The sequence below is a fragment of the Shewanella fidelis ATCC BAA-318 genome (assembly GCF_000518605.1).
GTDB classification, from domain to species: domain Bacteria; phylum Pseudomonadota; class Gammaproteobacteria; order Enterobacterales; family Shewanellaceae; genus Shewanella; species Shewanella fidelis.
This window is the reverse complement of sequence record NZ_JADX01000005.1, coordinates 445,332-468,881: the sequence shown is the minus strand read 5'-3', so window position 1 is coordinate 468,881 and position 23,550 is coordinate 445,332. Positions and strand designations below refer to the sequence as shown.

The window sequence follows — 23,550 nt, the reverse complement described above, 5'->3', positions numbered from 1 at the left end:
CATACTCAAAAAATAACACAAAAAAAGCCAGACACAAGGTCTGGCTTTCAATATCCGTTACCTTAAAAGGCTTGGTAGCTCACACTAAAGAAAAACTCTCTACCTGGGCTAAAATAGTTCTGATTTGAAATGATCTCTTCATCAAATAAGTTATTGGCTTTTAAACGAAAACTCCACGCATCATCTAACTGATAGCCAATACTCAAATCCACTTTATGAGTCGCCTCTAAGTAATCAGTACCGCTCACATAGCGTTTACCTTGGTAGTGATAATTTGCTAAAAAATCAAACTGTTGCCAATCATAGCTAAGCTGATAGTTGAACTCGTTTTCACTGCGACCAACTAATTCACCACCCGTTTGTTTATTTTCCGCATCAAGGTAAGTGTAAGCAACTTGGTGATCTAAACTGAACACACTAAAATTAGCTGAAAGCTCTACACCCTGAATTCTGGCTTCATTGATATTCGCAGGTTTCCAGATATCCCAACCAAAGTCATCTTTTTCTCCCGTAGGTGCCCAAGCGATAAGGTTATCAATACTGTTTTCAAATACGCTAACATAGGCACGAATATTGTCAGCCGTATAATGCAAAGTTAGATCATAACTCTCTGAAGTTTCAGAGATCAGATCTGGGTTCCCCGAGCCCGGCCAGTATAAATCATTAAAAGTCGGTGCTTTAAAGCCTGTTCCCGTTGACGCAACTAAACGCCATTGCTCATTAAATTGATAAGCAAGACTAGCGTTATAGGATACTTCACTATCGATATTCTCAACGTCGTCATAACGTACTGCAGCTTCAGCTAATAACTTGCTCCACTGCTTTTGCACTAACAAGTAAGCACCGAAAATATCACGTTCATCTTGGGCATAATCACCTTTAACCGCTTCGTTAGACCAATCAATACCACCGGTAAATGTCAGTTCATTTGCTGCTAAATATTGATTGCTCCAGTTAACTTGATCGCGCTTAGTTTCAAATTCTGAAACAGGTACATTGATGTCGTCACCACGAAAGTTCTCGTTATAGTCACGCGACTGGCTCAATGCTAATTTGCTGCTGAACTTATCATTGCTATATAGCGCCGCGAGGTTCCAAAGATAGTTAGCGTAATCAGACTCATCAGCAGAACCCGATGCATAAACATCGTCATACTGAGTATTACCTTTATCGTATTGGCCATTCCACTGTGCTTGCCAATTTTGATTAATTTGCTGAGCGCCTTTTAGCGAAATGGCATTACGCTTATAACCGTCATCATCATTTTCAACTGGCGCACCATTGTAAACATCATAGCCATCAGACTGTTCATGATTAACGGTCAACGTAGTGCTACCGTTACCATGCTCCATGCCCGTGCCAAATGAGCCACGAATATACTCATTAGTGCCATATTCTGCGCCAGCAAACCACTCACCACCTTTAAGTTGACGAGTAAAAATTTGAATCACACCGCCAATAGCATCACTGCCCCAAACCGAAGCACGAGGCCCTTTTAATACTTCAATACGCTCAATGTTTTCTGGTGAAAGACTATTAAAACTCACAGTACCTAATGTTGCTGAACCGACTTTAACTCCGTCAATAAGCACTAGCACATGGTTAGAATTACTGCCGCGGATACTAACTGAAGTCGCCTGACCTGCGCCGCCACTGCGTGAAATACTCACGCCCGGCAAAATCTCTAACACGTCAGCAACCGATTTAGGATTTAAACGTGCGATCTCTTCGCGCTCAATGCTATTAATCACTGTAAGTTGCTGCTCAGCACTTCTATCAAAGCGTGAACCAGTAACCGTAATAGTTTCGTCTACATTTGCAGTTGGGGTAGTTGCTTCTGCTGCTATTACTGAAAATGCAGATAAGCTCATTAGACTGCTCACAAGCAGTGCGATTTTTGATGGTTGTGTTCCCATTTACCTTTGACTCCTAAAAGGAAAACGGGGCAAAAACGTCACGGTGCCACGGTGCAAAATTTCATTTTGCGCCTTGAATCTGCCGCATTTCGAGATCTGCCCGCCGAAATCATCGAAATCACTTTACTGGCCGGTCTCCGGACTTAGGATCTGCGTTATTGTAATAACGCTCAAGTACAAGCTTTAAACGCCTTCCATTAAAGCGCGCTTGCCTCTCACCATTCACCGTTGCGGGGGCAGTGTCAGAATTTAACTGACTTCCCGATTATCCTCAGTTACAAGCGTAACCTTGGCACCAATAAGGTTGACTAACGTATTATTTTTATTTGCTGTTTCTATGCTTTATACACAGCTTAAACACCAAAGCTAAGAGGTATTCGCTTTAGTCTAGATAACATTCAATGACTGAGTATGTATTGCACCCAAAAGGGAATATTCCATCAATTGAGTGCGCGCATTATAGACGTCTATACGGTTAAATGTCTAACTTAACCTGAAGCAAATAGCAGACTTGTAGATAGGAAGTTGTTATAAGCTAGAATATTTATGTTAAAAGCAAATATAAAATTTAATCAAGTAGATAGATATACTAGTTACTGCACACTTAACGGTGTAATACTCGATAAAAATTCTCGATAGTTTTGCGACTTAAGTGGTGGATTAGCCTGAGTAAAGTTATCACCACGCACCGATTTATGAATTAAATACAGATCAGACTTACCTTTTACCGCCGTATAATGGCCTATCTCTCCTAAGCCATGATTCGCTTCATAGGCATTGGTGTTATCAATCGACTTAAGGTGTGAGTTAGGCATCTTAGTGCAGCCAATAATTGCTGTCGCGGTTTCATGACCATTTAATGGCTCACTCGGTAGACTTTCAAATACCATGTCACCTTGGCAACTCTCAAGATATACGTTAGCCATGGTTTGTAAAAAAACCTCAGGCTCAATATCTTCGGCCACCCCTTTAAAACCTTGAACACACACCATAGATGACCATGTTTGCAGTTCTTGATTAGCAGGTACGAACTCTGCAGAAAACATCGTGGCTTGCTGCTCTGAATGTGCGAGTTTCCAATTGGCCGGCAGGTTAAAATTGATGGTTTGATCAAAGATCACTAATTGTTGCGCAGATTGCTGCAACGGCAGTTCGCTAGCTAGATTGGGCTTATTGGTTACAGCCTGCTCGCCAACATCTTCATCAGCAGTAACTACTGCAGCGACCAGTAATATCGCAGTGCTAAAAACACCATATGTGATACGAGGTAAACGTGAAGTCATACCGATACAATCCTTGTTTGGGTACTTTCCTTACTTCCATTTTAAATGCGCTGAGCAAAAAGTGGTAATCAAAAGCTGATTTAGTTTTGTCACGACTAAATTAAAATAACATCAATATGAAAACAAGCTTTATTAACAACAACTTATGTACAAACCACAAAATCAGACCAAAGTTTAAGCAAAAATCACTTGTAGTTTATGATTACATTTGTAATCTTAATAATATATTACAACTGTAATCGTAAGTACAAGGAAGCGCTAAACATGAAAGAAATAAGCAATGCTGAACTTTCAGTGCTGAATATTTTATGGCAGTCATCTCCACAAAGTGCAGCAGAAGTCATCAGTCAGTTATGCCAAAGCCATGACTGGCATGAAAAAACAGTCAAGACCTTACTTAACCGCTTAGTAAAAAAGCAAGCTATAGGTTTTGAAAAGCAAGGTCGCAGTTACCTGTACTCACCACTGATAGATCAAAATGAATATCAACTCAAAGAAACAGAATCCTTTATCGAACGCTTATTCTCAGGCCGCATTGCCCCACTCGTCGCAGGCTTTGCTAAGCAAAACAAACTTAATGCGCAAGATGTTGCTGAGCTGCAGCAGTTAATTGATACATGGCAAAAGGAAAACAAGTCATGATGCTATGGATGGCCCAACAAACCATACTACTAAGCCTAATTTGCGTAGGTTTACTGATTTGCCACAAGCCGCTACAAAAATATTTAGGCTCACACCAGACTTATCACCTTTGGCTCGCAGTCCCTATTCTGTTACTTAGCTCAATAATTGTCGCTGCTATGCCAAACCTATTTGCAGCAGTTCAGTCTGAACAAATTGCTTATTACAGCGTTTTAGCAAGCAAAGTGATTCAAGCCAAAAACACAACAAACTATGGGTTATTTGCTAGCTATGTATGGCTTGGCGGAATTGCTATCATGCTTATTATGCTTGCGCTGCAGCTTGTATCAATCAAGGCTTTAGCACGCAGCGCGACAAAAGTAAGCAATCCATTTTCACGCCTAGCGACTTACGCTCATCCCAAAGTGCAATCACCGATGCTTATAGGCATTGTGAATCCAAAAATCATCTTGCCAGTAAACTTCAACCAACTTAATGCACAGGAGCAGCAAGCCATTATCAATCATGAACAATATCACCACAGCCGTGGCGATCTGTTATGCAACCTGCTGGCTTATGGCGTATTAAGCTTATTCTGGTTTAATCCAATTAGTTGGCTTGCTTATCAGCGTTATCGAGACGATCAAGAGCTAGCCTGCGATGCCTTTGTTACCCAGTCACTAAATCAACAACAAAAAATTAATTATAGCCAAGTGCTGTTGGCTTACTCACAGCAGGCCCAGCACGGCTTGCTTCACACTCACTATGGAAACAAAAACATACTCAAGGAACGTATTATGCAAATGAAAACACAGCAAAAAGGGCTAAGCAGATTGGCAGTATTTGGCTTAATAATGTTATTAGGCACGATTGGCTTACTGCTTAACCAACAGGTGCAAGCAGGAACAGCTAACAAAGCTGCAACCGTTTATCCAACTATGCGAATTGAGCCTAAATACCCAGCCGCAGCTATCGAAGCCAATCAAAACGGTTTTGTGCAACTCAAATTTGATATTACCCCAAGTGGCACAGTGAACAATGTCAGCGTGATAAAGTCATCGCCAAAGGGGTTATTCGATCAAGCAGCGATTAGCGCACTTAAGCAGTGGCAGTATCAAAGCTCAGCTAAGGGAGTTACGGGTTCAAAGGTACAATTAGATTTTGAAATTGAAGCCCCTAGCACAGATGTAGAGCGGATTAAGGTGACATCGAAATAAGGTTAACTCGTTTCGAAAACAGTGGGCTTAGGAAATCTAAGTCCACTGTAGATTTTGTTAATAGCAATCAGTACCAGAGTTAATCTCCGCACAACCTACTCGCACATCATAATCTTTAAAAATAATTTACAATTGATTATCATTCTCATTTACTTATTTTTCAATTAGGATGCTAACGTCTTTTACTATATGAGAAGTTAACAATGCATACTCTAATCAAGTTTGTCGCAGCAGCTCTGCTGCTCAGTATTTCAGGTTTTGCTAGCGCTAACACATGCCAACTCGATATTAATGCTACCGATGCAATGCAGTTCGACAAAAAGGAACTAACATTGCCAGCGGGCTGCACTGAAGTAACCTTAAACTTACACCACACAGGCACATTGCCAAAAAGTGCTATGGGGCATAACTGGGTGTTAACCGAAACCGCCAATATGTCAGCCGTTGCTAACGAAGGCATGGCCGCTGGCGCAGCAAACAGCTATGTCAAAGCGGATGATCCACGAGTACTGGCTCATACCGACATTATTGGCGGCGGCGAAAGCACTAGCATTACCTTTAGCACAGCCGATCTCGATCCAGCAAAACAGTACAGCTTCTTCTGCTCATTCCCTGGTCACTGGGCTATTATGCAAGGCCAGTTTGTCATTGCCTCATAGTTAACCAACGAGGTGCAAATATACTCCCCCAACTTGATTTGCACCTCGCTCAAGCATTTAACGGCAAAACCTACCTCAACCTAAGCAGCACGCCTTAGTAAAACCACACGCAAATTAACAATTAATTAACCTGCAAGACAATTTCTGCTATTGTCGTTTTCGCTATCAAAAGCAGCTTTATCTCGTTAGATCGCGAGTTTTAAAACAATAAATAAAGGCGCTATCAATGTCAGCTAAAACACCTACAGCAGTTACGCCACGCACCTTAAAAGTGCCAATAACCAACGTATATGCCATGGGCGGCTACTGTGCACAATTAAGATTTGGCGCTAATAAAACCCCTGCAAATCTGATTATTGATACTGGCAGCAGTACCTTAGTAGTGAGTGACAGTGATTATGATGACGAGCAAGACAGCTGTTTAGTGCCCACCAGCTTTGCTCAAGAAGTGTTATACGGTGTGGGAGGTTGGGACGGTCCAGTAGTGTATACCCGAGTCGGACTCAGAGAAGAAGATATCGATTTCAACCTCGCTGACGGTTATCAATTAGAGCCAAACCCTGACTCCCATGCCCCCATAGTACTAAATCAATGTCCGGTTGCCATTGTGTCGTCGATTAAGCAAGAGGGCACATTTTTACACGCCGATGGCATTCTTGGACTTGCTTATCATCAATTAAATAAAAGCTATAACCTCAAGGGCTATTTCGATAAATATCAAATCAGTCCAGCGCTCACTTACCCTTGGCCATTTGATACCCAAATTAGTATTTGCAGTAACGGCTATTATGCCCACTTAAATGCAAACCAAGTAGAAAACCAAGTCGAAAACAAGGCGGCTCACTCTGAGCAAAGTTGTGATAATCGCTTTACTAGCCACGATTTACGTCAGTTTAAAGCCTTTTTAAAACAGCAGCCCACTCAAGATATTATTCCCTACTTTACTGAGCTCACTCAGCATGGCTTAACCGCCAATAAGTTTGCGTTTTACAGTCGCCGCTCAAGTGTTCACTTTACTGCAGATAGTAACGCTGCCAGCTTTAGTGCAAAAAAGAGCGCTGATAAAGCTGAAAAAGCTGCACAACAAGCACACTTCGCACAATTAAACCAAGACCCGCTCAATCAGGGTTGGTTAATTATTGGTGGCGGAGAAGAACATACCGAGCTTTATCAAGGCGAGTTCACCACAATCTCTGTGGTAGAAGACAAGTATTACAACGTAAACCTCATCTCTATCCAAGTCGGCGACCAAACCGAAATCGACAGCCTACTCACCGAGGAAATAGAGAACAGCCTTGAGCCTGCAGAAAGCCTTGAGCCAGACGAAAGTATTGAGCCAGATAACAGCCTTGAGCGTGCAGAAAGCCCTGAGCCAGATAACAGCCCTGAGCCAATAGAAAGTACTGAGCATCTAGCAAGCCACGACCAAGCCCTGCTCTCAGCCATAGGCATGAACAAACAACTACGTGGCCGCAGTAACGCCATTATCGACACAGGTGTGTCAGGCATAGTGTTTACCAAACATTTATACAACGCCATGGTGGAACACTTCAGCGCGCTAAACCCCAAATTTGCAGCACTACTCAAGCCTTTTAGCGATATCGCCATGCAGTACCAAGGTATAGACATGAGCCAGTTAAACCTTGATGAATGGCCCACGCTCACCCTGCATTTTGTCGGCGAGCGTAATCACCATAGCCAACACACTCATAGCAGCGGTGATCATAGCAGTGACAACAAGCAAAACAGCCCAGAAAAAGTCAGCCTTCACATAAAGCCCGAGCACTACTGGCAAACCAACACCCCAGCCAAGGGCAAGGCCTGTTTTAAGATATTGTCACAGCTTGCAGGGTGGCCTAATCAGTCGCTACTTGGTTTACCGCTACTGAATGAACACTACGTGATTTTCGACCGCTCCGCCCATCAAACCGGCGTGATCCACTTCGCTAAACAACGTTAATTAGAGAGACACCATGGCTAGCTCAGCACACCAATTTGAAACCGAACGACTATCCATGCGCTTACTCGATGAGCGAGATAAAGACTTGTATTGCTCCTTGTATACCGATCCGGTTGTAATGAAAAACATCAGTCAGCCATTGAGCCCAGCAAAGGCAGAAAAATGCTTTCACACAACACTAAAACTCACTCAAAAGCCCATACCATTGCTATTTGTTTGGGTAATTTCAGAACTGGACACAGGTGAGCTATTAGGCATACAAAACATCAGCAAAGATAAACAAAACACTCAACAAGCAGAGTTTGGAATAATGCTTAGCCCTAAGGCTTATAGAAAGCACATTGCATTTGAGTCAATTGGTGCGCTTACTGAATACGGCTTACGACACCTAAAACTCAATAAAATGTATTCAATGTTTCTACCAGAGAACAAAGCAATTTTAAGAATTGCCCAGAAACTCAATTACTGCATAGATATAAATAACTTAGATCCAGCTACAGGCCAAGCTAGTTGCTATAAACAAAGTGACCATGCCATTGCAACATTCATAAACTCATAGAATAGCCACCAGACCAGAAACATAATATTTAAAATACCGCAACAAGCTGTTATCTTCTCTTTCTGAAAGGCCACTACACATACATAGCCTTGAGCTTTAGAGCGCCAGTTGAATATATAAATAATAAAGGGTAACCATGTCAGGTAGTTTAGCTTGTGTTGGAATAGGAATGACTTTAGGCGCACATATTTGCCCGTTAGCAAAAAGCTATATTGAACAGGCTGATGTGGTATTTTCTGGAATGTCTAACGGCATCGTTGAACTCTGGCTGCAAGAGATGCACCCCGATGTACGCTCGCTACAAGGCTTTTATCATCCCGGAAAATCTCGCCATATTACCTACCGCGAAATGGTCGATTCAATTATGACCGAAGTGCGCGCTGGCAAAAAAGTCGTCGGTGCATTTTATGGTCACCCTGGGGTATTCGCCCACGCACCACATAAATCAATCGAAGTAGCCAAGGCTGAGGGTTTTCAGGCTGTCATGGTACCGGGTATATCGGCAGAAGACTGCCTGATTGCCGATTTAGGCATCGACCCCGGCCAATATGGTTGCCAGCAGTTTGAAGCCAGTCAGTTTATGTTTTACCAGCGCCGCTTTGACCCCTCATGTTACCTAGTGCTGTGGCAAATCGGCCTAGCTGGTGATAAGAGCCTGACCAAGTTTGCTACGGGGGCTGCACACCGCCAAGTACTGATTGAACTGCTGAGTAAAGACTACCCACTTGAGCATCAAGTGATTTTATATGAAGCCGCCGTACTGCCAATAGACACAGTGCGTAAGCAAACCCTCCCCCTAGCAGAACTGGCCGATGCCGATATTTACATGCACACCACACTGGTTATTCCGCCAAGCCAAAAGATGCAACCTAATCAAGCGGTATTAGACCGCCTAGCGCAAGTAGAAGCTCAGCTGCTAGCAGAGCAAAATGATGTGCTTGCTTAAGCAAATAGTGAATGAATTAAATCAACAAGTTGATAAACAAGTAGATAAAGAAACGGATAAACAAAAGCTAAAAGGTCGGTCTCCGTAAGCAGGCAAGTCCTTCCTAAGAAAGAGAAAATAGAAAACCATAAACGACAATCAACAAGGAAATAGTATGTCAAACATCATTCAACTGCTGGAACGTATGGGCCAAGATGCAAGTCTGCAAACAGAAACTAACTTTGAGCAAGCGATAGCCGAATCAGCACTAACTGAATCATTAAAACAAGCGCTAATCAACAAAGATGATATTAGCCTTAAGCGCGAGCTAGATGTCTGCCCAGATGTTGTTTGTATTTTAATTCCTGCTGAAGATGAAGATGAAGAAACTGATGATAAAAAAGAAAAAGACGAAAATAACGAATCCACAACAATAAAATAGCCTAGCATTAAATGAGTGCAGTTAAATTTATTTGCCTATTTATTATCTTGTTTGGGATAATAAACATTACTTCAGCTAAAGAAGCTGACAGTTTCATTCCTAAGCTGATAGCTGCCGAAAAAATAAAAAGTAGTGATAGAGCAAAATTTACCGCCATGATTGAGGCTCTCTCTTTAAAGAGAGCCTCGCTAAGCGGTTACCCAAAAGATTATTTAGATTACCTAATCTCCTATAACCTCACGTTTAAGGGAAACTTTAAAAGCGCATTAACTATTTCAAAAAGATTACTTTCCGCTGAAATTGATAATGAAATTAGATACAAATCTGGTTTATTAATAGTAAATACGTATGCAATATCAAAAAACTGGTCTGAAGGTTTAGATGTTCTTCAGCAAACGTTAAGCCTCACACCAAAAATATCCTCACCTCAACTTATAGACCAAGGATTATTAGTATCTGCTATGTTCTATAATCAACTAGCTGAGTATAAAGTCGGGCTTAATTATTCCAATAGACTATTGGATAGGCCCTTAAATGGCCGCAACCTCTGCATCGCTCACAACTTAAAATTAGAATCCCAATTCAAACTGGGGCAGCTCAGTGAAGACTCACCACAAATAGTTCAAGGCTTACAAGCTTGCCAGCAGAGCAACGAAGTGGTGATGGAAAGCGCTATTTACAGCTATTTAGCTGAACTGCATTTAGATAATAACCAACCACTGCAAGCAATCGCCACGCTAGAAAAGCAGCTAGTTGCAATTGAGCAGACAAAATATGCGCCAGCTCTAGCTCGTTACTATTCATTATTAGCGCATGCTCACCATAAGAATAGTAACCAGCCTGAATCAGAAAGCTATGCGTTAAAAACACTCGAACAGTCTAAGGGAATTGGCTCTAATCGACCGTCTGTCACCGCTTATAACATCCTGTTTCAAATCGCTGAATCTCGTGGTGAGCACCAACAAGCTTTGGCATATCATCAAGAGTATGCCGCTGCCGACAAAGCTTATTTAGATGAAGTTAAAACCAAGCATCTCGCATTTCAGCTAGCGCAGCATCAGGCCACTGAGCAAAAAAACCAGATTAAATTGTTGGATGACCAAAACCGTTTACTGCGCTTGGAGCAAAAACTCAGCCGTAGTGAAACTGAAAATAACCGCTTGTTCATTTCACTGTTAGTGGTGTCGTTAATGTTATTGGTTGGCATGGTGTATAAGTCACGTACCACTCAAAAACGCTTAAAACTATTAGCTGAATATGACGCTCTTACAGGTGTGCATAACCGTGGCCACTTTACCCAATTAGCGCTAAGCGCCATTGACTACTGCAGCAAGAACAAGCAAGTGGCCAGCTGTATCTTGTTTGATTTAGATAAGTTTAAAAGCATTAACGACACCTACGGCCATGCAACGGGTGATTGGGTGTTAAAACAAGTCGCCAATGTGTGCCGGTCGCAATGCCGCAAGAACGACCTGTTTGCCCGCCTAGGCGGTGAAGAGTTTTGTATTTTCTTGCCTAGCTGCGATGTGGGCACCGCTGCACAATTGGCAGAGGAATACCGTAAGCTGATAGCAACTATTGACAGCAAAGACTCAGGCTTTGAGTTTGCGATTAGCGCAAGCTTTGGAGTAACAGACTTTAGCTTATCGGGGACTAACCTAGATAAAATGGTGGCCGACAGTGACCACGCTATGTATGTCTCGAAAAAGACTGGTCGCAATCGAGTGACCATATTCTCAGATGGTATTGCCGAGTTTAAACGCAATAAGCAGGCTAACAGTGCCATAAGCAACCAAGCCACTGAGGTAAGAGTATAACGCTTATCCTAAGACGGAAACGGTTGATAAAACAATAAGCCTGACATGATGTCAGGCTTATTTTTGCTCAACGCTTTAGCGCTATTTCAACTTACTTAGTGCTTCAACTAACGCAGCTTTTAACTCTGGGTTACGTAGCGCTTGTGCTTCCATATCGAAGTTATCGAAAAAGCTCGGAATAGACAGGGTTGCTTTAACATCTGCAGCAAAATAAGGCGCTGAACCTGATGCTGCGGCCAATACTGTTGCCGCACCGCCTGGGCCTGGTGAGGTTGCTAGCAATACCATTGGCTTGTTTTGGAACACTTTCATGTCGATACGCGACGTCCAGTCAAACAAGTTCTTGTAGGCCGCCGTGTATGAGCCATTATGTTCTGCGAATGAGATAATAATGGCATCGGCTTCACCTAATTTGGCAAAAAACTTTTGTGCTTGCTCAGGCTGGCCTAACGCTTCTTCGCGGTCTTGGCTAAAAAGCGGCATTTCGTAATCGTTAATATCGAGCAGTTCAACATCCGCGCCGTCAACAAGTGAGGCGGCATAGGCGGCAAGTTGCTGGTTAATTGATTTTGAGCTGCTGCTGGCTGCAAAGGCTAATAGTTTCATAATGGTCTCTCTTACTGTTATTGGGTGCTATTGCCAAACTCAACTTCAAGTTAAAGATTAACTTTTGAGCGACAACTCGATGTAGAGCAGTGTATATTGATGACGGATAAAGATTAATAACCTAAATAGATAATAACTATTTCCATATAACTGTTAATGGCAGACGGTTTTGACAATGAATACCCTATTTGATGGCATTGTGATTTTTGCACAAGTGGTGAAAAGCGGCGGTTTCTCTGCGGCCGCTGAAAGCTTGGGACACTCGACTTCATATGTGAGTAAAGAGATCAATAAACTTGAGGCTAGGCTTGGCGTGCGCCTACTAAACCGCACTACCCGCTCAATAGGCTTAACCCCTGAGGGCGAGGCTTATTATCAACAATGCTTGCAACTTATTAGCGATGCTGAACTGGCTGTTGGCCTTATAACCCAAGACAATGTCAGCCCTAAAGGGGTATTAAAGCTCAGTTGCCCTGTTGGTTTTGCCCAAAGTCATCTACAACCAATTATTGATGAATACCTAAAACGCTACCCAAATGTAAGCTTAGAGTTAGAACTCAGTGATAAACGTACCGATGTGATAGCCGATGGCTATGACTTAGCCATTCGTGCATCTGCCCATCTCGAAGAGTCGAGCCTAATTTGCCGTAAAATTTACACCAGCAAGGCTTACACTGTCGCGTCAGAAGAATATATCTCGCGCCATGGCAAGCCGCATCATCCCCGCGAATTAGCAACCCATAGCGGCATCTGTTATTCCAATTTAAAACAACCAAGTCGTTGGGAGTATGTCGATCAGCACGGTAAACCTTTCTTTGTCGATGTACGCCAAAAAGTGCTGTGCAATAACGGCGAAATGCAATTAGCTATGGTACTAGCAGGCCATGGTATTGCGCGTTTGCCCGGTTTTTATATGGAGCAAGCAATACAAGATAATCGCTTAGTTGTGTTATTTGAAAACTGCCCGAGTCATGAAATCGACGTGTACGTGGTTTACCCAAGCCGCAAACACTTATCTCCTAAGGTCAGGGCCTTTATTGACTTGGCGGCTGAACGTTTATCCGGCAAAGCCATTAAATAACATACTGAATTTTTGACGATATCAGTTTAAAGTTAACACTTAACAAACCTATAATATTTATACACTCTTGCTGACTCCGATTGATTAATCGCAACGCTTAACCACACTCGATAATTTAGGATGGAACCTGTGTTAAAAAAAGTCCTCGCAATGACCAGCTCAACCCAAATGATCGTCGCCATGTTTGTTGGTTTTGGCGTAGGTCTGTTCTTCGGTGAATCTGTAAGCTGGATGGGTACCATAGGCACCAGTGTGATCTTACTGATGCAGATGACGGTTCTGCCCTATATTGTGGTATCGCTTGTTGGCGGTATTGGTAAACTGGAAAAAAGCACCGCTAAGCTGATTTTTAGCCGCGCAGGTCTCATTATGTTACTGCTATGGCTACTTGCGATGGTGCTGGTTGCTTTAATGCCGTTGTCATTTCCTATTGTTGAATCTGCTTCGTTCTTCAGTACCAGTAGCATAGAGCCTGTTACTCCGATTGATTACTTTAAGCTGTATATTCCTTCCAATCCATTTGAGTCAATGGCCGACGGTTATGTGCCTGCTATGGTGGTATTTAGTATTGCCATGGGACTCGCGCTTATTGGTATGCAAGGCGAGCATAAACAGCAGATCCTCACCTTTATGCATACCAGCTCTGAGATTTTTTCGCGTATTACTCAAGGCTTAGTCAAAATCCTACCTATTGGTATTTTTGCTATGTCAGCTTCTGCCGCTGGCACCATGGGGGTTGATGAGTTTGCCAGCATGCAGGTGTATCTCATTAGCTACTTTGTATTGTGCTTACTACTGACTTTTTGGGTATTACCTTGGATTGTGGCATCACTCACGCCAGTGACATTTGCGCAGGCACTGCGCATTTCAAAGTCTAGCTTAGTGACCGCCTTTGCCACGGGTAATATTTTTATTGTCATTCCGGTAATTGTAGAAGAGTGTAAGCAGGTGATGCGCGAGCATAATGACCTATGTGAAGATGGCGCCACCTTAATTGAAATTTTAGTGCCAATCGCCTTTACCTTCCCCAATATTGGCAAACTCACGGTCATTTTATTTGTGTATTTTGCCGGCTGGTTTAATGGCACGCCGGTGGATATCAGCAATATTCCGTCCCTTTCTATTAGTGGCTTGCTAGCTTTATTTGGCAGCGTATATGTCGCAATTCCATTTATGTTAGATCTGGTAAAACTGCCTGCCGACCTATTCCAGCTATTTGTTATGTCGGGCTTTATTACCGGTAAATTTACCTCTATTGCCGCAGTAATGAACTTATTTGTACTCACTTTACTTACTGCCTCTTTATTTCAAAAATCGCTAAAAATGCGTCCACCGCAACTGCTAAAGATGAGTATTGGTATTGGTGCTAGCGTGGTGGCCACTATCTTGGTTTGTCGCATTGGTATGGGTATGTTTATCCATAGCCCTGAGATCACCAGTGGCGTGATCGCCAATATGCAAGTGGCAGATAAAGTGCCGACAAAAGTGAAAAGGCAGTTCCCTGTACTTGGGAAAACCCCAAGTACCCCAATACGCAGTGTGCAGTCCATTCGCGACGCCGGAACCCTAAGAGTGGGATACATTCCGAGTAACGTACCATTTAGTTACTACAATAATGCCGGCCAGCTAGTGGGGTTTGATACCGCAATGGCTAATAAATTGGCAGAAGATTTAAAAGTTAAGATTGAGTTTATTCCGTTTAAAAAAGACCAGCTGGCGGCATCGCTTAAAGCCGGATTCTTTGATATTGCAATGTCAGGATTGGCGATGGACATAGAGCAAATGGATGCGCTTAGCTATGCCAATCCGGTGCTTGAACTGAACATCGCTATTGCGACCCGCGACCACTTGGTTAACGACTTTAAGAGTAACGATAAGATCAAACAGATGCACAACATGACCGTAGCGTATGTTGAGCACAGTGATGCTATTGAAGATGCGAAAAAGATGGCACCAAATATTAAGTTCGTCAAAATCGAGGGCTATAAAGACTTTTTCAGGCAGAAACAAAATAAGTACGATGCAGTTGTGATTAGCGCTCAAGCTGGATCAGCTTGGACCTTGTTCTTCCCGGGCTATGGTATTGCGCTATTAGAAAATAAATCCCATTACCCAGTTGCCTATGCTGTAGCACAAAGTAACCAATCACTATTGAACTACATCAATAACTGGCAACGCTTGCGTAGGGTCGATGGCACTCAAGAGCAAATTTACGACTATTGGATGTTAGGTAAAGGCGCAGAAAAAGTTGAGCCACGTTGGTCTATTATTCGCGATGTACTGCACTGGGTTGATTAAGCCTAGATACTCATCGATTACTCTACGAGCAACACGCCCGCTATGTTAGCGGGCGTTGTTTATTGCTGGCGTTGGGGTGGCTAACAAGGAAACCTCATCGGCTGTTAAGTGGCGCCACAGCCCCACTTCAACATCTAGCTTTAACCCGCCTATTTGCTCACGGTGCAATCCATTAACTCGGTTACCAATCGCAGCGAACATACGCTTTACTTGATGGTATTTCCCCTCCGTAATGGTTAACAACACCTCCGTTGACGTTACCAACTCAAGCTTAGCCGGCTGAGTTAATGCCTTTTCATTTTGTAGTTGTAAACCACTGGCAAAGCTTGCAATTACATCAGCGGCATTATCAGGCGTGATAGGATCACGTAGCGTTACTCGGTAGGTTTTTTCACACAGTTTATCAGGGCGAATAATATCAAACGACCAGCGACCATCATCAGTTAATAACACTAAACCTGTGGTATCGGCATCGAGCCTGCCGACGATATGCAAGTCTTCGACCCGCTCTAGTTCAATGCAATTAAATAAGCTGGGGTAATCGCCATCCACGTTAGAGCTTAAGGTATGCATGGGTTTATACAGCATAATGTAACGTGACGGCCGCGCAATCAGCTTTTGTCCGTCTAAAGTTATGTGATTGCTTTCATGAACTTGAAAGCTGATATCAGTTACCAGTGCGTCATTAACGCAGATCTTACCAGCGTTAATGCACTCCCTCGCCTCAGCACGATTAAGCGCTGTGCTTTTACAGATAAATTTGTCTAAACGCATTTTTCAACTAACTAATGTAACTAACTAGGCAAAACCGTAAACTGGCTAGCAGCTGTTATTAACAGCTGCAGTTATCAGCACTAATTAACAACCGTCAGTAAAATAAGTCACTGTGTAACGGGTTGCAGATGTTCCACCTGTTCCACCTGGCTCGCTATATCGCAAATAACAAGCTTCTGCGTCTGCTGGGAGCGATTGCCCCGCCTCAAGGTTATAACCAATTTGCACTCGGCTAGAGTTGCTTGAGTTATTACAGCTACTACCAAAACAAACATCGATAGCATCATCAAGGTCAACCATGTCTAAAATGCCTAAACCACTTTCAGGCCAAGCTTCAGGGTAGCCATATTTTAGCTCAAAAATACCGGCTGGGATTTCAACATAAGGTGGGTTTGAATCTGAGCTGCGTGCTTGCTCAGCTGCACCTTCAATTTGCGCTTTCATGTAAGTTTCATCAGCTGCAAAAGTCATTGCTGCGCCAATGCCTTGTAACGCACTGATCTTACTGTCGCGAGACAAATTGATAAACTTAGGCGCTGCGGTAACCGCCAATATACCTAGAATAATAATCACCACCACCAACTCTATAAGGGTGAATCCATATTGTTTTTTCATCCAATTGTCCTTAAATTCTGTGCATACTTACTATCGTCAGCCCACAAAACCTAGCTTTAAACTTAACTAAAAATTGATCATAACGTGAGTCAAAGCCAAGCAACAGAACAAAATAACATGTCCTATGAGTTGATAGCCCAGTTTAAGCAATACAATCTGTTTATTATTCAAGGTTCAGCTATTAAGCGGCAGCGATTTCAGGCACAATAGCGACCTAAGTAAAAGCTTATAAAAAGCTGACGTATTTTGTCGTAAACGCTTAGGAACCTACAATGACGCAAATCACCCTACTAACTCCTGACGATTGGCACCTTCATTTTCGCGATGGCGATATGCTACAAGAAACCGTTCCAGCAACGGCGCGCTTGTTTCAACGCGCAATCGTAATGCCGAACCTGCTACCACCTGTAACTAATGCCCAAATGGTAACTGAGTATCGTGAGCGTATTCTAGCGGCGCGTCCAACAGGCTCTACTTTTGAACCGCTAATGACAATCTTCTTAACTAATAACACCACAGAGCAAGACATCATTGATGCTAAAGCTGCCGGTGTTGTTGCTGCTAAACTTTACCCTGCCGGTGCAACTACAAACTCTGACGCTGCAGTAAAAGCGCTAGATGCACTTTTCCCTGTCTTTGAAGCCATGGCTAAGCACGGTATGTTGTTATTGGTGCATGGTGAAGTGACTGAGTCACACATCGATATTTTCGACCGTGAAGCCATGTTTATCGAGCGCTACCTTGCGCGCATTGTCGCTTCTTTCCCTACCTTAAAAGTGGTGTTTGAACACATCACCACTAAAGATGCCGCAGACTTTGTCATGGATGCACCAGACACAGTTGCAGCGACTATCACTCCACAGCATTTACTGCTTAACCGTAATGACCTATTGGTTGGCGGCGTTCGCCCACATAACTTCTGCTTGCCAGTGCTTAAGCGCAGTACCCATCAAGAAGCACTGCGCGCAGTCGTTGCTACAGGTTCAAGTAAGTTCTTCTTAGGGACTGATTCTGCGCCGCACGAAAAACACCGTAAAGAGTCTGCTTGTGGCTGCGCAGGCTGTTACAGTGCATGGAGTGCATTAGAGCTTTACGCACAAGTATTTGATGACTTAGGCGCATTAGATAAGCTTGAAGGTTTTGCTAGTAAGCATGGTCCAGATTTTTATGGCCTACCGCGCAACACCAGCACCGTGACCCTAGTGAAAGAAAAGTGGACAGTGCCGAGCGAGATCATCTTGCCAAACGGTAACCCTATTGTGCCTTTCTTTGCCGGTGAAGAAGTGAACTGGAAAGTCAAAACAGCTTAAGCCTTAAGCTAAAATAGTTTAACAAGCCCGCTAATGCGGGCTTCTTTTATGGGAAATAGCAAAGCTATTCACGCCCTAGCGCCTCACCTAACGGCTCAAAATAGTTAATCAACGCATCGAAGATCTGCGCTCTATGCTCTAGTGTTGGGTAACCACCAGCATCAAATAGTGGTGACTTTAAGGTTTCATCAACCAAATAGGGATTAGTGATGTCGGCATACGACTCGATACACGACTCAAACGCCCGCGCCATTAACTCAGTTGGCCGAGAAAAGTACTGGCTGTTATGTTGTTTATCCAAGGCGATTGCGCGGTTGACATAATCATGACCATCTTCACCGTTTTCATTGAGCAATGCTACTTCAAAAACTCGCTCTAAGCGCTGATTCAGAGGATGCTTAATTGGCTTCACATCAGCAAGCCAACTGTGGCTGGCAAACGAGATCCCGTTAGGCGAAGTATGAAAAGATTTAGGGGCAATATAGTGATCAAATGCGTGCCAAAACTCATGTGCCAATGCGCCTGCACCCGCATTTTTAGCTAAGGCTAATTCACGTTTATGTGGCGCATAATGAGCTTGCACACCTTTTTGACCGCCACTACCAAAAGCTAAGTTTAAGGTTTCACGCAACCCCAGCGCTTTAGGTGGCAATTTTAAAATAAAGGCTAAGTCGGCTAACGAGTCAAAGATCAGGTTAGCAGCTTTATCGCGCTCTTCGTTTTCAACCCATTTACCCAAACGAATATGCCCAAGACCAAATACTTGCTTGATATCAACAAAACTCACTTGCTCATCAAAACGGTAATCAGGGCCGATGCGGCGATAGGATGTAGATTTTAACACTGATCCTTCCTACAAACTTTGAGGTTGATTAGATTAGTAATTCTTACGGTTCTTGCGCTGATTTGCGCCACTTTAACGGCGAAACACCTACGACTTGCTTAAAGGCTTTACTAAAAGCGCTTACATCGCTGTAGCCTAACACTTCTGACAATAAGGTGATATCGAGCTGACTTGATTGCAAATACCAACAAGCCGTACTCATCCTTACATCAGTTAATAATTGTTTAAAGGTTAAACCTTCGCTTGCTAACCGCCGCTGCAAGGTTCGACGATTCATATTGAGCATAGTCGCGACTTGATCAATATTAGCATCGTGTAACCCCATGGTTTGTAATATTAAAGTCTTAACCTTACGTTCGATATCGCCACCAAATTGGCTGATTAACTGATCTAAATAGAATTTAACCTGTTGCTTGTCTTGATAAGAGTTAGGCAACAATGGCTGTTCAAGATAACTAGAATCTAAAATTAGCCGATCGTTTTCCTGATTAAATACCACTGGGCATTCAAAATATTTACGATAAACGCTGCTATCGGAAATCTGGACGTGGGCAAACTCTAGTCTCTCCAACTGCAGAGGCTGACCTATCAAGGTTTTAACTAGACCTGCACACACTCCAAAAGATAGCTCTTTATACTGCTTCGCATAACTAATATCTTGATAAATCTGATAGCGCTCAATAAATATTGACTGTTCAAATTCTCGCAACATCCAATATTCACCATAACTATGCAACATCATATAACGCTGAGCATTAACCAACGCCTCACGCACAGTATGGCTTGCCTGAATAATTAAGCCTACCGAGCCCAACATTTCAAGACCCTGTTTTGCAGCCAAACGCAGGCCAAAGTCTTGGCAATTAAGCTCGTTAGATGCCAACTCCAATAAATTAATCATGCTGGCAAAAGCGATCATATTGTCCGGGTTACTAAGATCCCGTGGTCGCAACTCACACTGCAATAACAAGTTATGAGTGTCGCCACCAAGTTCGGTAACTAACGAGCTAAATCCCGATAGTGATGCACTACGAATTAAGTAATCTTGTTTCATCTATGCCCTCTCGCCTAGCCAACAACACCTTAACCACCATCAACGTTAGCAATGTTTAAATAATCATCAACTTGTCACCAAATAACAAGAATGAAAATTAGACAAGCCTTAATCTAAAAATATCGAATCGATAAACATAATAAAAACGATTAACAACATGGAGGGAGATTCTATGTCTGCATACGATACCATTATTAAAGGAGGCCGATACTTTGACGGCACGGGCGCGGCATCGTCGATTCAAAATGTCGCTATCAAAAATGGCAAAATAGTAAAAGTCTCAAGCCAAGCTTTAGACGAAACTGGCTGTAATCACATTATTGATGCTCAACAGAAATGGGTAATGCCCGGATTCATTGACACTCATACTCATTATGATGCCGAACTCATTGTTAGCCCTAGCCTGTCGGAATCTGTACGTCATGGCGTAACAACGGTACTTGTTGGCAGCTGCTCATTAAGCATGATCTGCAGTGAATATGAAGATGCCTCTGATATTTTTACCCGAGTAGAAACAGTGCCTCGAGAAAAAGTCCTGCCCATTTTAAAGCAACATAAAACATGGAGTACGCCTAAGCAGTGGGTCGAGTTTGCGCAGCAACATCCTCTAGGGCCTAACGTTGTCAGCATGCTTGGTCACAGTGATTTACGTGTTGGTGTAATGGGGTTAAGCCGCGCAACGGATCTAAATGTCACTCCCACCGAAATGGAAATGCGTAAGATGGAAAGCTTGCTTAAAGAGTCTCTCGATGTCGGCTTTTTGGGCTTATCAACCATGTGCCTAAAGTGGGACAAAATTGATGGCGACCGCGAGTGGTCAAAAAGCTTACCGAGTACCTACGCTAAATGGAAAGAAGTATCACGCCTAAACAACTTAGTTCGCGAGTACGACCGCGTGCATCAAGGTGCACCGAATGCGGCGGCAATACTACAAATAAACCAATATATGCGCGAATGTATGGGCATTTTTAAAAAGCGCCTAAAAACCACTTTGATTAGCCGTATGGATTTAAAAGGCAGTGTCTACTTGAGCAAAATCACCAATCTTGCCGCTAGAGTGACCAACTTCTTTAATGGCGACTTTCGCTGGCAAGTACTACCAACTCCTTTTACCGTGTATGCCGATGGTATTGATGTGGTGTTTTTTGAAGAGTTTGGTGCTGGTGAACTGGCGCTAGACTTAAAAGATAAAATTGCTCGTAATGAACTTTTAAAAGATGAAGCCTACCGCCGTGACTTTAGGAAGTTTTACGGCGAAAAGCTCAGTCCTCGCGTATGGCAGCGCGACTTTGGTGATGCCATTATCCTTGAATGCCCAGATCAATCTATCGTCGGCAAGAACTTCGCAGATGTTGCCGAGAGTAAGCAGATCCATGTAGTCGACTTGTTCCTCGACTTAGTCGTGCAATACGGTACTGATTTACGCTGGTACACCACGGTAGCTAACCACCGCAAGCACGTTCTAAAGAACATGGTTAAAGATAAAAAGTCTTTAATCACCTTCAGCGATGCCGGTGCGCATATACGCAATATGGCTTTTTATAACTTGCCGCTGCGCATGCTAAAACTGGTCAATGAAAGCATTAATGAAAGCCAAAGTCAGCAAGCTAAAAATAGCCAGGCAATCATGACAATGGAACAGGCTGTGTTTCGCATGACTGGCGATCAGGCGCAGTGGTTCAATATTGATGCTGGCCGAATTCGTGTTGGCGACAGAGCCGATGTCGTGGTGCTAAATCCTGCTAAATTTGATCAAAACCTCGAACAAGTCTGCTGGGCTGAAATGGAAAACTTTGGCTTGCAGCGCCTTGTTAATCGTAACCCAGGGCTAATAGAGCAAGTATTTATCAACGGTAAACTCGCCTGTGAACATGATCACGTGTCACCAGAGTTAGGAAGGAGCATGGACTTCGGAACTTATATTCCGGCGCACTAACTTGACCACTCTTAGACAAATTAATGCAGCCAGAAATGAGTAAATCTATTAATAATAGGGATATTTAAGATGATAAAAAAAATAAATAATTTCGTGATAGGGCTCTGTTTAGCCCTTGTTTCAATAAGTGGTTATGCCACCAATAAACCTAATATTGTCGTGATATTTGGTGATGATATTGGCTACGGTAATATCTCTGCTTACAACAACGGCATGCTTGGTTACCAAACACCCAATATCGACAGCATCGCTAATGAGGGAGCAATGCTGACGTCCTATTATGCAGAGCAATCCTGTACCGCTGGGCGCTCAGTATTTATTACCGGACAAATGCCGGTGCGCACAGGCTTAAGCAAAGTAGGATTACCCGGAACTAGCCAAGGCATACAACCACAAGATATAACATTGGCACAAACCCTAAAAGATCTCGGTTACGCAACCGGTCAATTTGGTAAAAATCATCTAGGAGATCGCGATGACATGCTCCCCACTAAACATGGCTTTGATGAATTTATGGGTAATCTTTACCACCTTAATGCCGAAGAGGAACCTGAAAATGCTGATTATCCAAAAGCTGCAGCATTTAAGCAGCGTTTTGGACCACGAGGTGTCATTCGCTCTTTTGCCGATGGAAAAATAGAAGATACCGGGCCACTTACCAGTAAACGTATGGAAACCGTTGATGATGAAACCTTAGCAGCAGCCAACGACTTTATGAGCAGGCAAGTAGATAAAAACAAGCCCTTTTTCTTATGGTATAACACCACTCGTATGCACAACTATACCCATGTCAGTGATAAAAACTCAGGGGTTACCGGTTTAGGAGATTACGCCGATGGCATGATTGAACACGATAACCATATCGGCAAATTACTAGCAAAGCTCAAGCAACTCGATATTGAAGACAATACCGTTGTGGTTTACACCACTGATAATGGCCCAATGAACGCAACATGGCCAGATGCTGCCACTAGTCCCTTTAGAGGTGAGAAAAATACTGGTTGGGAGGGTGGTTTTAGAGTTCCTGCATTTATCAAATGGCCCAACCATATAAAGCCTAACTCAAAGTTTAATGGCATTGTCTCTTCAGCAGACTGGTTTCCCACATTAATGAGTATTGCAGGCAATAACGATATTAAAAGCCAATTGCTATCGGGTTATAAAGCCAGTAATGGCAAGCAATACCGTAATCATCTGGACGGATATAATATGGTGGACTATTTGAGCCATAAAACCGACACAAGTCCAAGGCAACAGTTTTTCTATTGGTCTGATGATGGTGAACTACTCGCTATGCGCGATGGACGCTGGAAATTTCATTTCAAAATCCAAGAAAGCCAAGGCATTGCAGTATGGACTCAACCACAAAAAAACTTGAGGATACCCAAGCTATTTGATTTAACTATTGATCCTTATGAGAAAGGTGACCAAGGTTTTAGCTACGATGATTGGTGGTACAAGCGAGCGTTTGTGGCGATCCCCGCGCAAATTAAGGTCAAGCAAATGTTAGCGACCTTTAAGGAGTTTCCGCCTCGCCAAGTTCCCGGCAGCTTTACTGTGGATATTGACATGCAAGACTTGGTTAATATCTCTAAGCAAGCTAAGTAAACTTTAGCCTATTAAAGAAAAAACC

Annotated in this window: 20 protein-coding genes and 1 riboswitch; of the genes, 13 read left to right on the top strand and 7 right to left on the bottom strand. The window is 43.0% G+C overall.

Annotation, left to right across the window (positions count from 1 at the left end):
• Positions 1 to 62 precede the first annotated feature (62 nt).
• Together L884_RS0104465 and L884_RS21745 are read right to left on the bottom strand one after the other, a co-directional pair.
• Positions 63 to 1,916, bottom strand: coding sequence for a TonB-dependent receptor domain-containing protein (locus tag L884_RS0104465; protein WP_028766361.1), 1,854 nt, complete (start codon positions 1,914 to 1,916; stop codon positions 63 to 65).
• 111 nt (positions 1,917 to 2,027) lie between these two features.
• A riboswitch (cobalamin riboswitch) is annotated at positions 2,028 to 2,231 on the bottom strand.
• A gap of 278 nt (positions 2,232 to 2,509) precedes the next feature.
• Positions 2,510 to 3,199 carry a hypothetical protein gene (locus L884_RS21745; protein ID WP_051435535.1) on the bottom strand — a complete coding sequence of 230 codons (690 nt, stop codon included), beginning with the start codon at positions 3,197 to 3,199 and terminating at the stop codon, positions 2,510 to 2,512.
• A 264-nt stretch (positions 3,200 to 3,463) separates the two neighbouring features.
• Between L884_RS21745 and L884_RS0104455 the strand changes: the two genes are divergently transcribed.
• The 8 genes from L884_RS0104455 to L884_RS0104415 all read left to right on the top strand — a co-directional run bounded on the left by L884_RS0104455 (position 3,464) and on the right by L884_RS0104415 (position 11,399).
• Positions 3,464 to 3,841, top strand: a complete 378-nt coding sequence (locus L884_RS0104455; RefSeq protein ID WP_028766360.1) for a BlaI/MecI/CopY family transcriptional regulator — start codon at positions 3,464 to 3,466, stop codon at positions 3,839 to 3,841.
• A complete protein-coding gene (locus L884_RS0104450; protein WP_028766359.1) occupies positions 3,838 to 5,037 on the top strand; it encodes a M56 family metallopeptidase in 1,200 nt (399 codons plus the stop codon). The genes L884_RS0104455 and L884_RS0104450 overlap by 4 nt, the downstream gene beginning before the upstream one ends.
• Positions 5,038 to 5,240: 203 nt before the next feature.
• A complete protein-coding gene (azu, locus tag L884_RS0104445) occupies positions 5,241 to 5,696 on the top strand; it encodes an azurin (protein ID WP_028766358.1) in 456 nt (151 codons plus the stop codon).
• A 226-nt stretch (positions 5,697 to 5,922) separates the two neighbouring features.
• Positions 5,923 to 7,656, top strand: coding sequence for a pepsin/retropepsin-like aspartic protease family protein (locus tag L884_RS0104440; protein ID WP_028766357.1), 1,734 nt, complete (start codon positions 5,923 to 5,925; stop codon positions 7,654 to 7,656).
• A 13-nt stretch (positions 7,657 to 7,669) separates the two neighbouring features.
• Positions 7,670 to 8,215 (top strand): GNAT family N-acetyltransferase, encoded by a 546-nt coding sequence (locus L884_RS0104435; protein WP_028766356.1) that lies wholly within the window; start codon positions 7,670 to 7,672, stop codon positions 8,213 to 8,215.
• A 136-nt stretch (positions 8,216 to 8,351) separates the two neighbouring features.
• Positions 8,352 to 9,161: an SAM-dependent methyltransferase gene (locus L884_RS21740; RefSeq protein WP_037410318.1), complete on the top strand. Its 810-nt coding sequence runs from the start codon at positions 8,352 to 8,354 to the stop codon at positions 9,159 to 9,161.
• 154 nt (positions 9,162 to 9,315) lie between these two features.
• Entirely contained in the window at positions 9,316 to 9,582 is a 267-nt protein-coding gene (locus L884_RS0104420; protein ID WP_028766355.1) for a hypothetical protein, read from the top strand.
• Between the two features lie 518 nt (positions 9,583 to 10,100).
• Positions 10,101 to 11,399, top strand: a complete 1,299-nt coding sequence (locus tag L884_RS0104415) for a tetratricopeptide repeat-containing diguanylate cyclase (protein WP_211239189.1) — start codon at positions 10,101 to 10,103, stop codon at positions 11,397 to 11,399.
• A gap of 81 nt (positions 11,400 to 11,480) precedes the next feature.
• Here the strand turns inward: L884_RS0104415 and L884_RS0104410 are convergent, their stop codons facing one another.
• The gene (locus L884_RS0104410) at positions 11,481 to 12,005 is read right to left on the bottom strand and encodes an NADPH-dependent FMN reductase (protein ID WP_028766353.1); all 525 of its coding nucleotides are present in this window, start codon (positions 12,003 to 12,005) and stop codon (positions 11,481 to 11,483) included.
• Between the two features lie 175 nt (positions 12,006 to 12,180).
• On the opposite strand from L884_RS0104410, the gene L884_RS0104405 reads away from it, so the two are divergent.
• Both L884_RS0104405 and L884_RS0104400 read left to right on the top strand, forming a co-directional pair.
• Positions 12,181 to 13,086 carry a LysR family transcriptional regulator gene (locus L884_RS0104405; protein ID WP_037410317.1) on the top strand — a complete coding sequence of 302 codons (906 nt, stop codon included), beginning with the start codon at positions 12,181 to 12,183 and terminating at the stop codon, positions 13,084 to 13,086.
• Positions 13,087 to 13,206: 120 nt separating this feature from the next.
• Positions 13,207 to 15,384 (top strand): cation:dicarboxylate symporter family transporter, encoded by a 2,178-nt coding sequence (locus L884_RS0104400; RefSeq protein ID WP_245603062.1) that lies wholly within the window; start codon positions 13,207 to 13,209, stop codon positions 15,382 to 15,384.
• A gap of 45 nt (positions 15,385 to 15,429) precedes the next feature.
• On the opposite strand, the gene L884_RS0104395 is transcribed toward L884_RS0104400, so the two are convergent.
• A complete protein-coding gene (locus tag L884_RS0104395) occupies positions 15,430 to 16,158 on the bottom strand; it encodes a pseudouridine synthase (RefSeq protein ID WP_028766350.1) in 729 nt (242 codons plus the stop codon).
• A gap of 84 nt (positions 16,159 to 16,242) precedes the next feature.
• The gene (locus L884_RS23370) at positions 16,243 to 16,773 is read right to left on the bottom strand and encodes a type II secretion system protein (RefSeq protein ID WP_028766349.1); all 531 of its coding nucleotides are present in this window, start codon (positions 16,771 to 16,773) and stop codon (positions 16,243 to 16,245) included.
• 272 nt (positions 16,774 to 17,045) lie between these two features.
• Here L884_RS23370 and pyrC point away from each other — a divergent pair, with 272 nt between their 5' ends.
• Complete coding sequence (pyrC, locus tag L884_RS0104385; RefSeq protein ID WP_028766348.1) at positions 17,046 to 18,083, top strand: dihydroorotase; 1,038 nt, start codon at positions 17,046 to 17,048, stop codon at positions 18,081 to 18,083.
• Positions 18,084 to 18,147: 64 nt separating this feature from the next.
• On the opposite strand, the gene L884_RS0104380 is transcribed toward pyrC, so the two are convergent.
• Together L884_RS0104380 and L884_RS0104375 are read right to left on the bottom strand one after the other, a co-directional pair.
• Positions 18,148 to 18,927 carry a CLCA_X family protein gene (locus tag L884_RS0104380; protein ID WP_028766347.1) on the bottom strand — a complete coding sequence of 260 codons (780 nt, stop codon included), beginning with the start codon at positions 18,925 to 18,927 and terminating at the stop codon, positions 18,148 to 18,150.
• A gap of 43 nt (positions 18,928 to 18,970) precedes the next feature.
• Positions 18,971 to 19,981 (bottom strand): AraC family transcriptional regulator, encoded by a 1,011-nt coding sequence (locus tag L884_RS0104375; protein ID WP_028766346.1) that lies wholly within the window; start codon positions 19,979 to 19,981, stop codon positions 18,971 to 18,973.
• Between the two features lie 172 nt (positions 19,982 to 20,153).
• Between L884_RS0104375 and L884_RS0104370 the strand changes: the two genes are divergently transcribed.
• Positions 20,154 to 21,917 (top strand): N-acyl-D-amino-acid deacylase family protein, encoded by a 1,764-nt coding sequence (locus L884_RS0104370; RefSeq protein ID WP_028766345.1) that lies wholly within the window; start codon positions 20,154 to 20,156, stop codon positions 21,915 to 21,917.
• A 69-nt stretch (positions 21,918 to 21,986) separates the two neighbouring features.
• Entirely contained in the window at positions 21,987 to 23,525 is a 1,539-nt protein-coding gene (locus L884_RS0104365; RefSeq protein WP_028766344.1) for an arylsulfatase, read from the top strand.
• Positions 23,526 to 23,550: the final 25 nt, after the last annotated feature.

Coding starts and splice junctions, on each gene's coding strand:
- L884_RS0104465 (WP_028766361.1), bottom strand. CDS start 1,916: ATGGGAACACAACCATCAAAAATCGCACTGCTTGTGAGCAGTCTAATG.
- L884_RS21745 (WP_051435535.1), bottom strand. CDS start 3,199: ATGACTTCACGTTTACCTCGTATCACATATGGTGTTTTTAGCACTGCG.
- L884_RS0104455 (WP_028766360.1), top strand. CDS start 3,464: ATGAAAGAAATAAGCAATGCTGAACTTTCAGTGCTGAATATTTTATGG.
- L884_RS0104450 (WP_028766359.1), top strand. CDS start 3,838: ATGATGCTATGGATGGCCCAACAAACCATACTACTAAGCCTAATTTGC.
- azu (WP_028766358.1), top strand. CDS start 5,241: ATGCATACTCTAATCAAGTTTGTCGCAGCAGCTCTGCTGCTCAGTATT.
- L884_RS0104440 (WP_028766357.1), top strand. CDS start 5,923: ATGTCAGCTAAAACACCTACAGCAGTTACGCCACGCACCTTAAAAGTG.
- L884_RS0104435 (WP_028766356.1), top strand. CDS start 7,670: ATGGCTAGCTCAGCACACCAATTTGAAACCGAACGACTATCCATGCGC.
- L884_RS21740 (WP_037410318.1), top strand. CDS start 8,352: ATGTCAGGTAGTTTAGCTTGTGTTGGAATAGGAATGACTTTAGGCGCA.
- L884_RS0104420 (WP_028766355.1), top strand. CDS start 9,316: ATGTCAAACATCATTCAACTGCTGGAACGTATGGGCCAAGATGCAAGT.
- L884_RS0104410 (WP_028766353.1), bottom strand. CDS start 12,005: ATGAAACTATTAGCCTTTGCAGCCAGCAGCAGCTCAAAATCAATTAAC.
- L884_RS0104405 (WP_037410317.1), top strand. CDS start 12,181: ATGAATACCCTATTTGATGGCATTGTGATTTTTGCACAAGTGGTGAAA.
- L884_RS0104400 (WP_245603062.1), top strand. CDS start 13,207: ATGGAACCTGTGTTAAAAAAAGTCCTCGCAATGACCAGCTCAACCCAA.
- L884_RS0104395 (WP_028766350.1), bottom strand. CDS start 16,158: ATGCGTTTAGACAAATTTATCTGTAAAAGCACAGCGCTTAATCGTGCT.
- L884_RS23370 (WP_028766349.1), bottom strand. CDS start 16,773: ATGAAAAAACAATATGGATTCACCCTTATAGAGTTGGTGGTGGTGATT.
- pyrC (WP_028766348.1), top strand. CDS start 17,046: ATGACGCAAATCACCCTACTAACTCCTGACGATTGGCACCTTCATTTT.
- L884_RS0104375 (WP_028766346.1), bottom strand. CDS start 19,981: ATGAAACAAGATTACTTAATTCGTAGTGCATCACTATCGGGATTTAGC.
- L884_RS0104370 (WP_028766345.1), top strand. CDS start 20,154: ATGTCTGCATACGATACCATTATTAAAGGAGGCCGATACTTTGACGGC.
- L884_RS0104365 (WP_028766344.1), top strand. CDS start 21,987: ATGATAAAAAAAATAAATAATTTCGTGATAGGGCTCTGTTTAGCCCTT.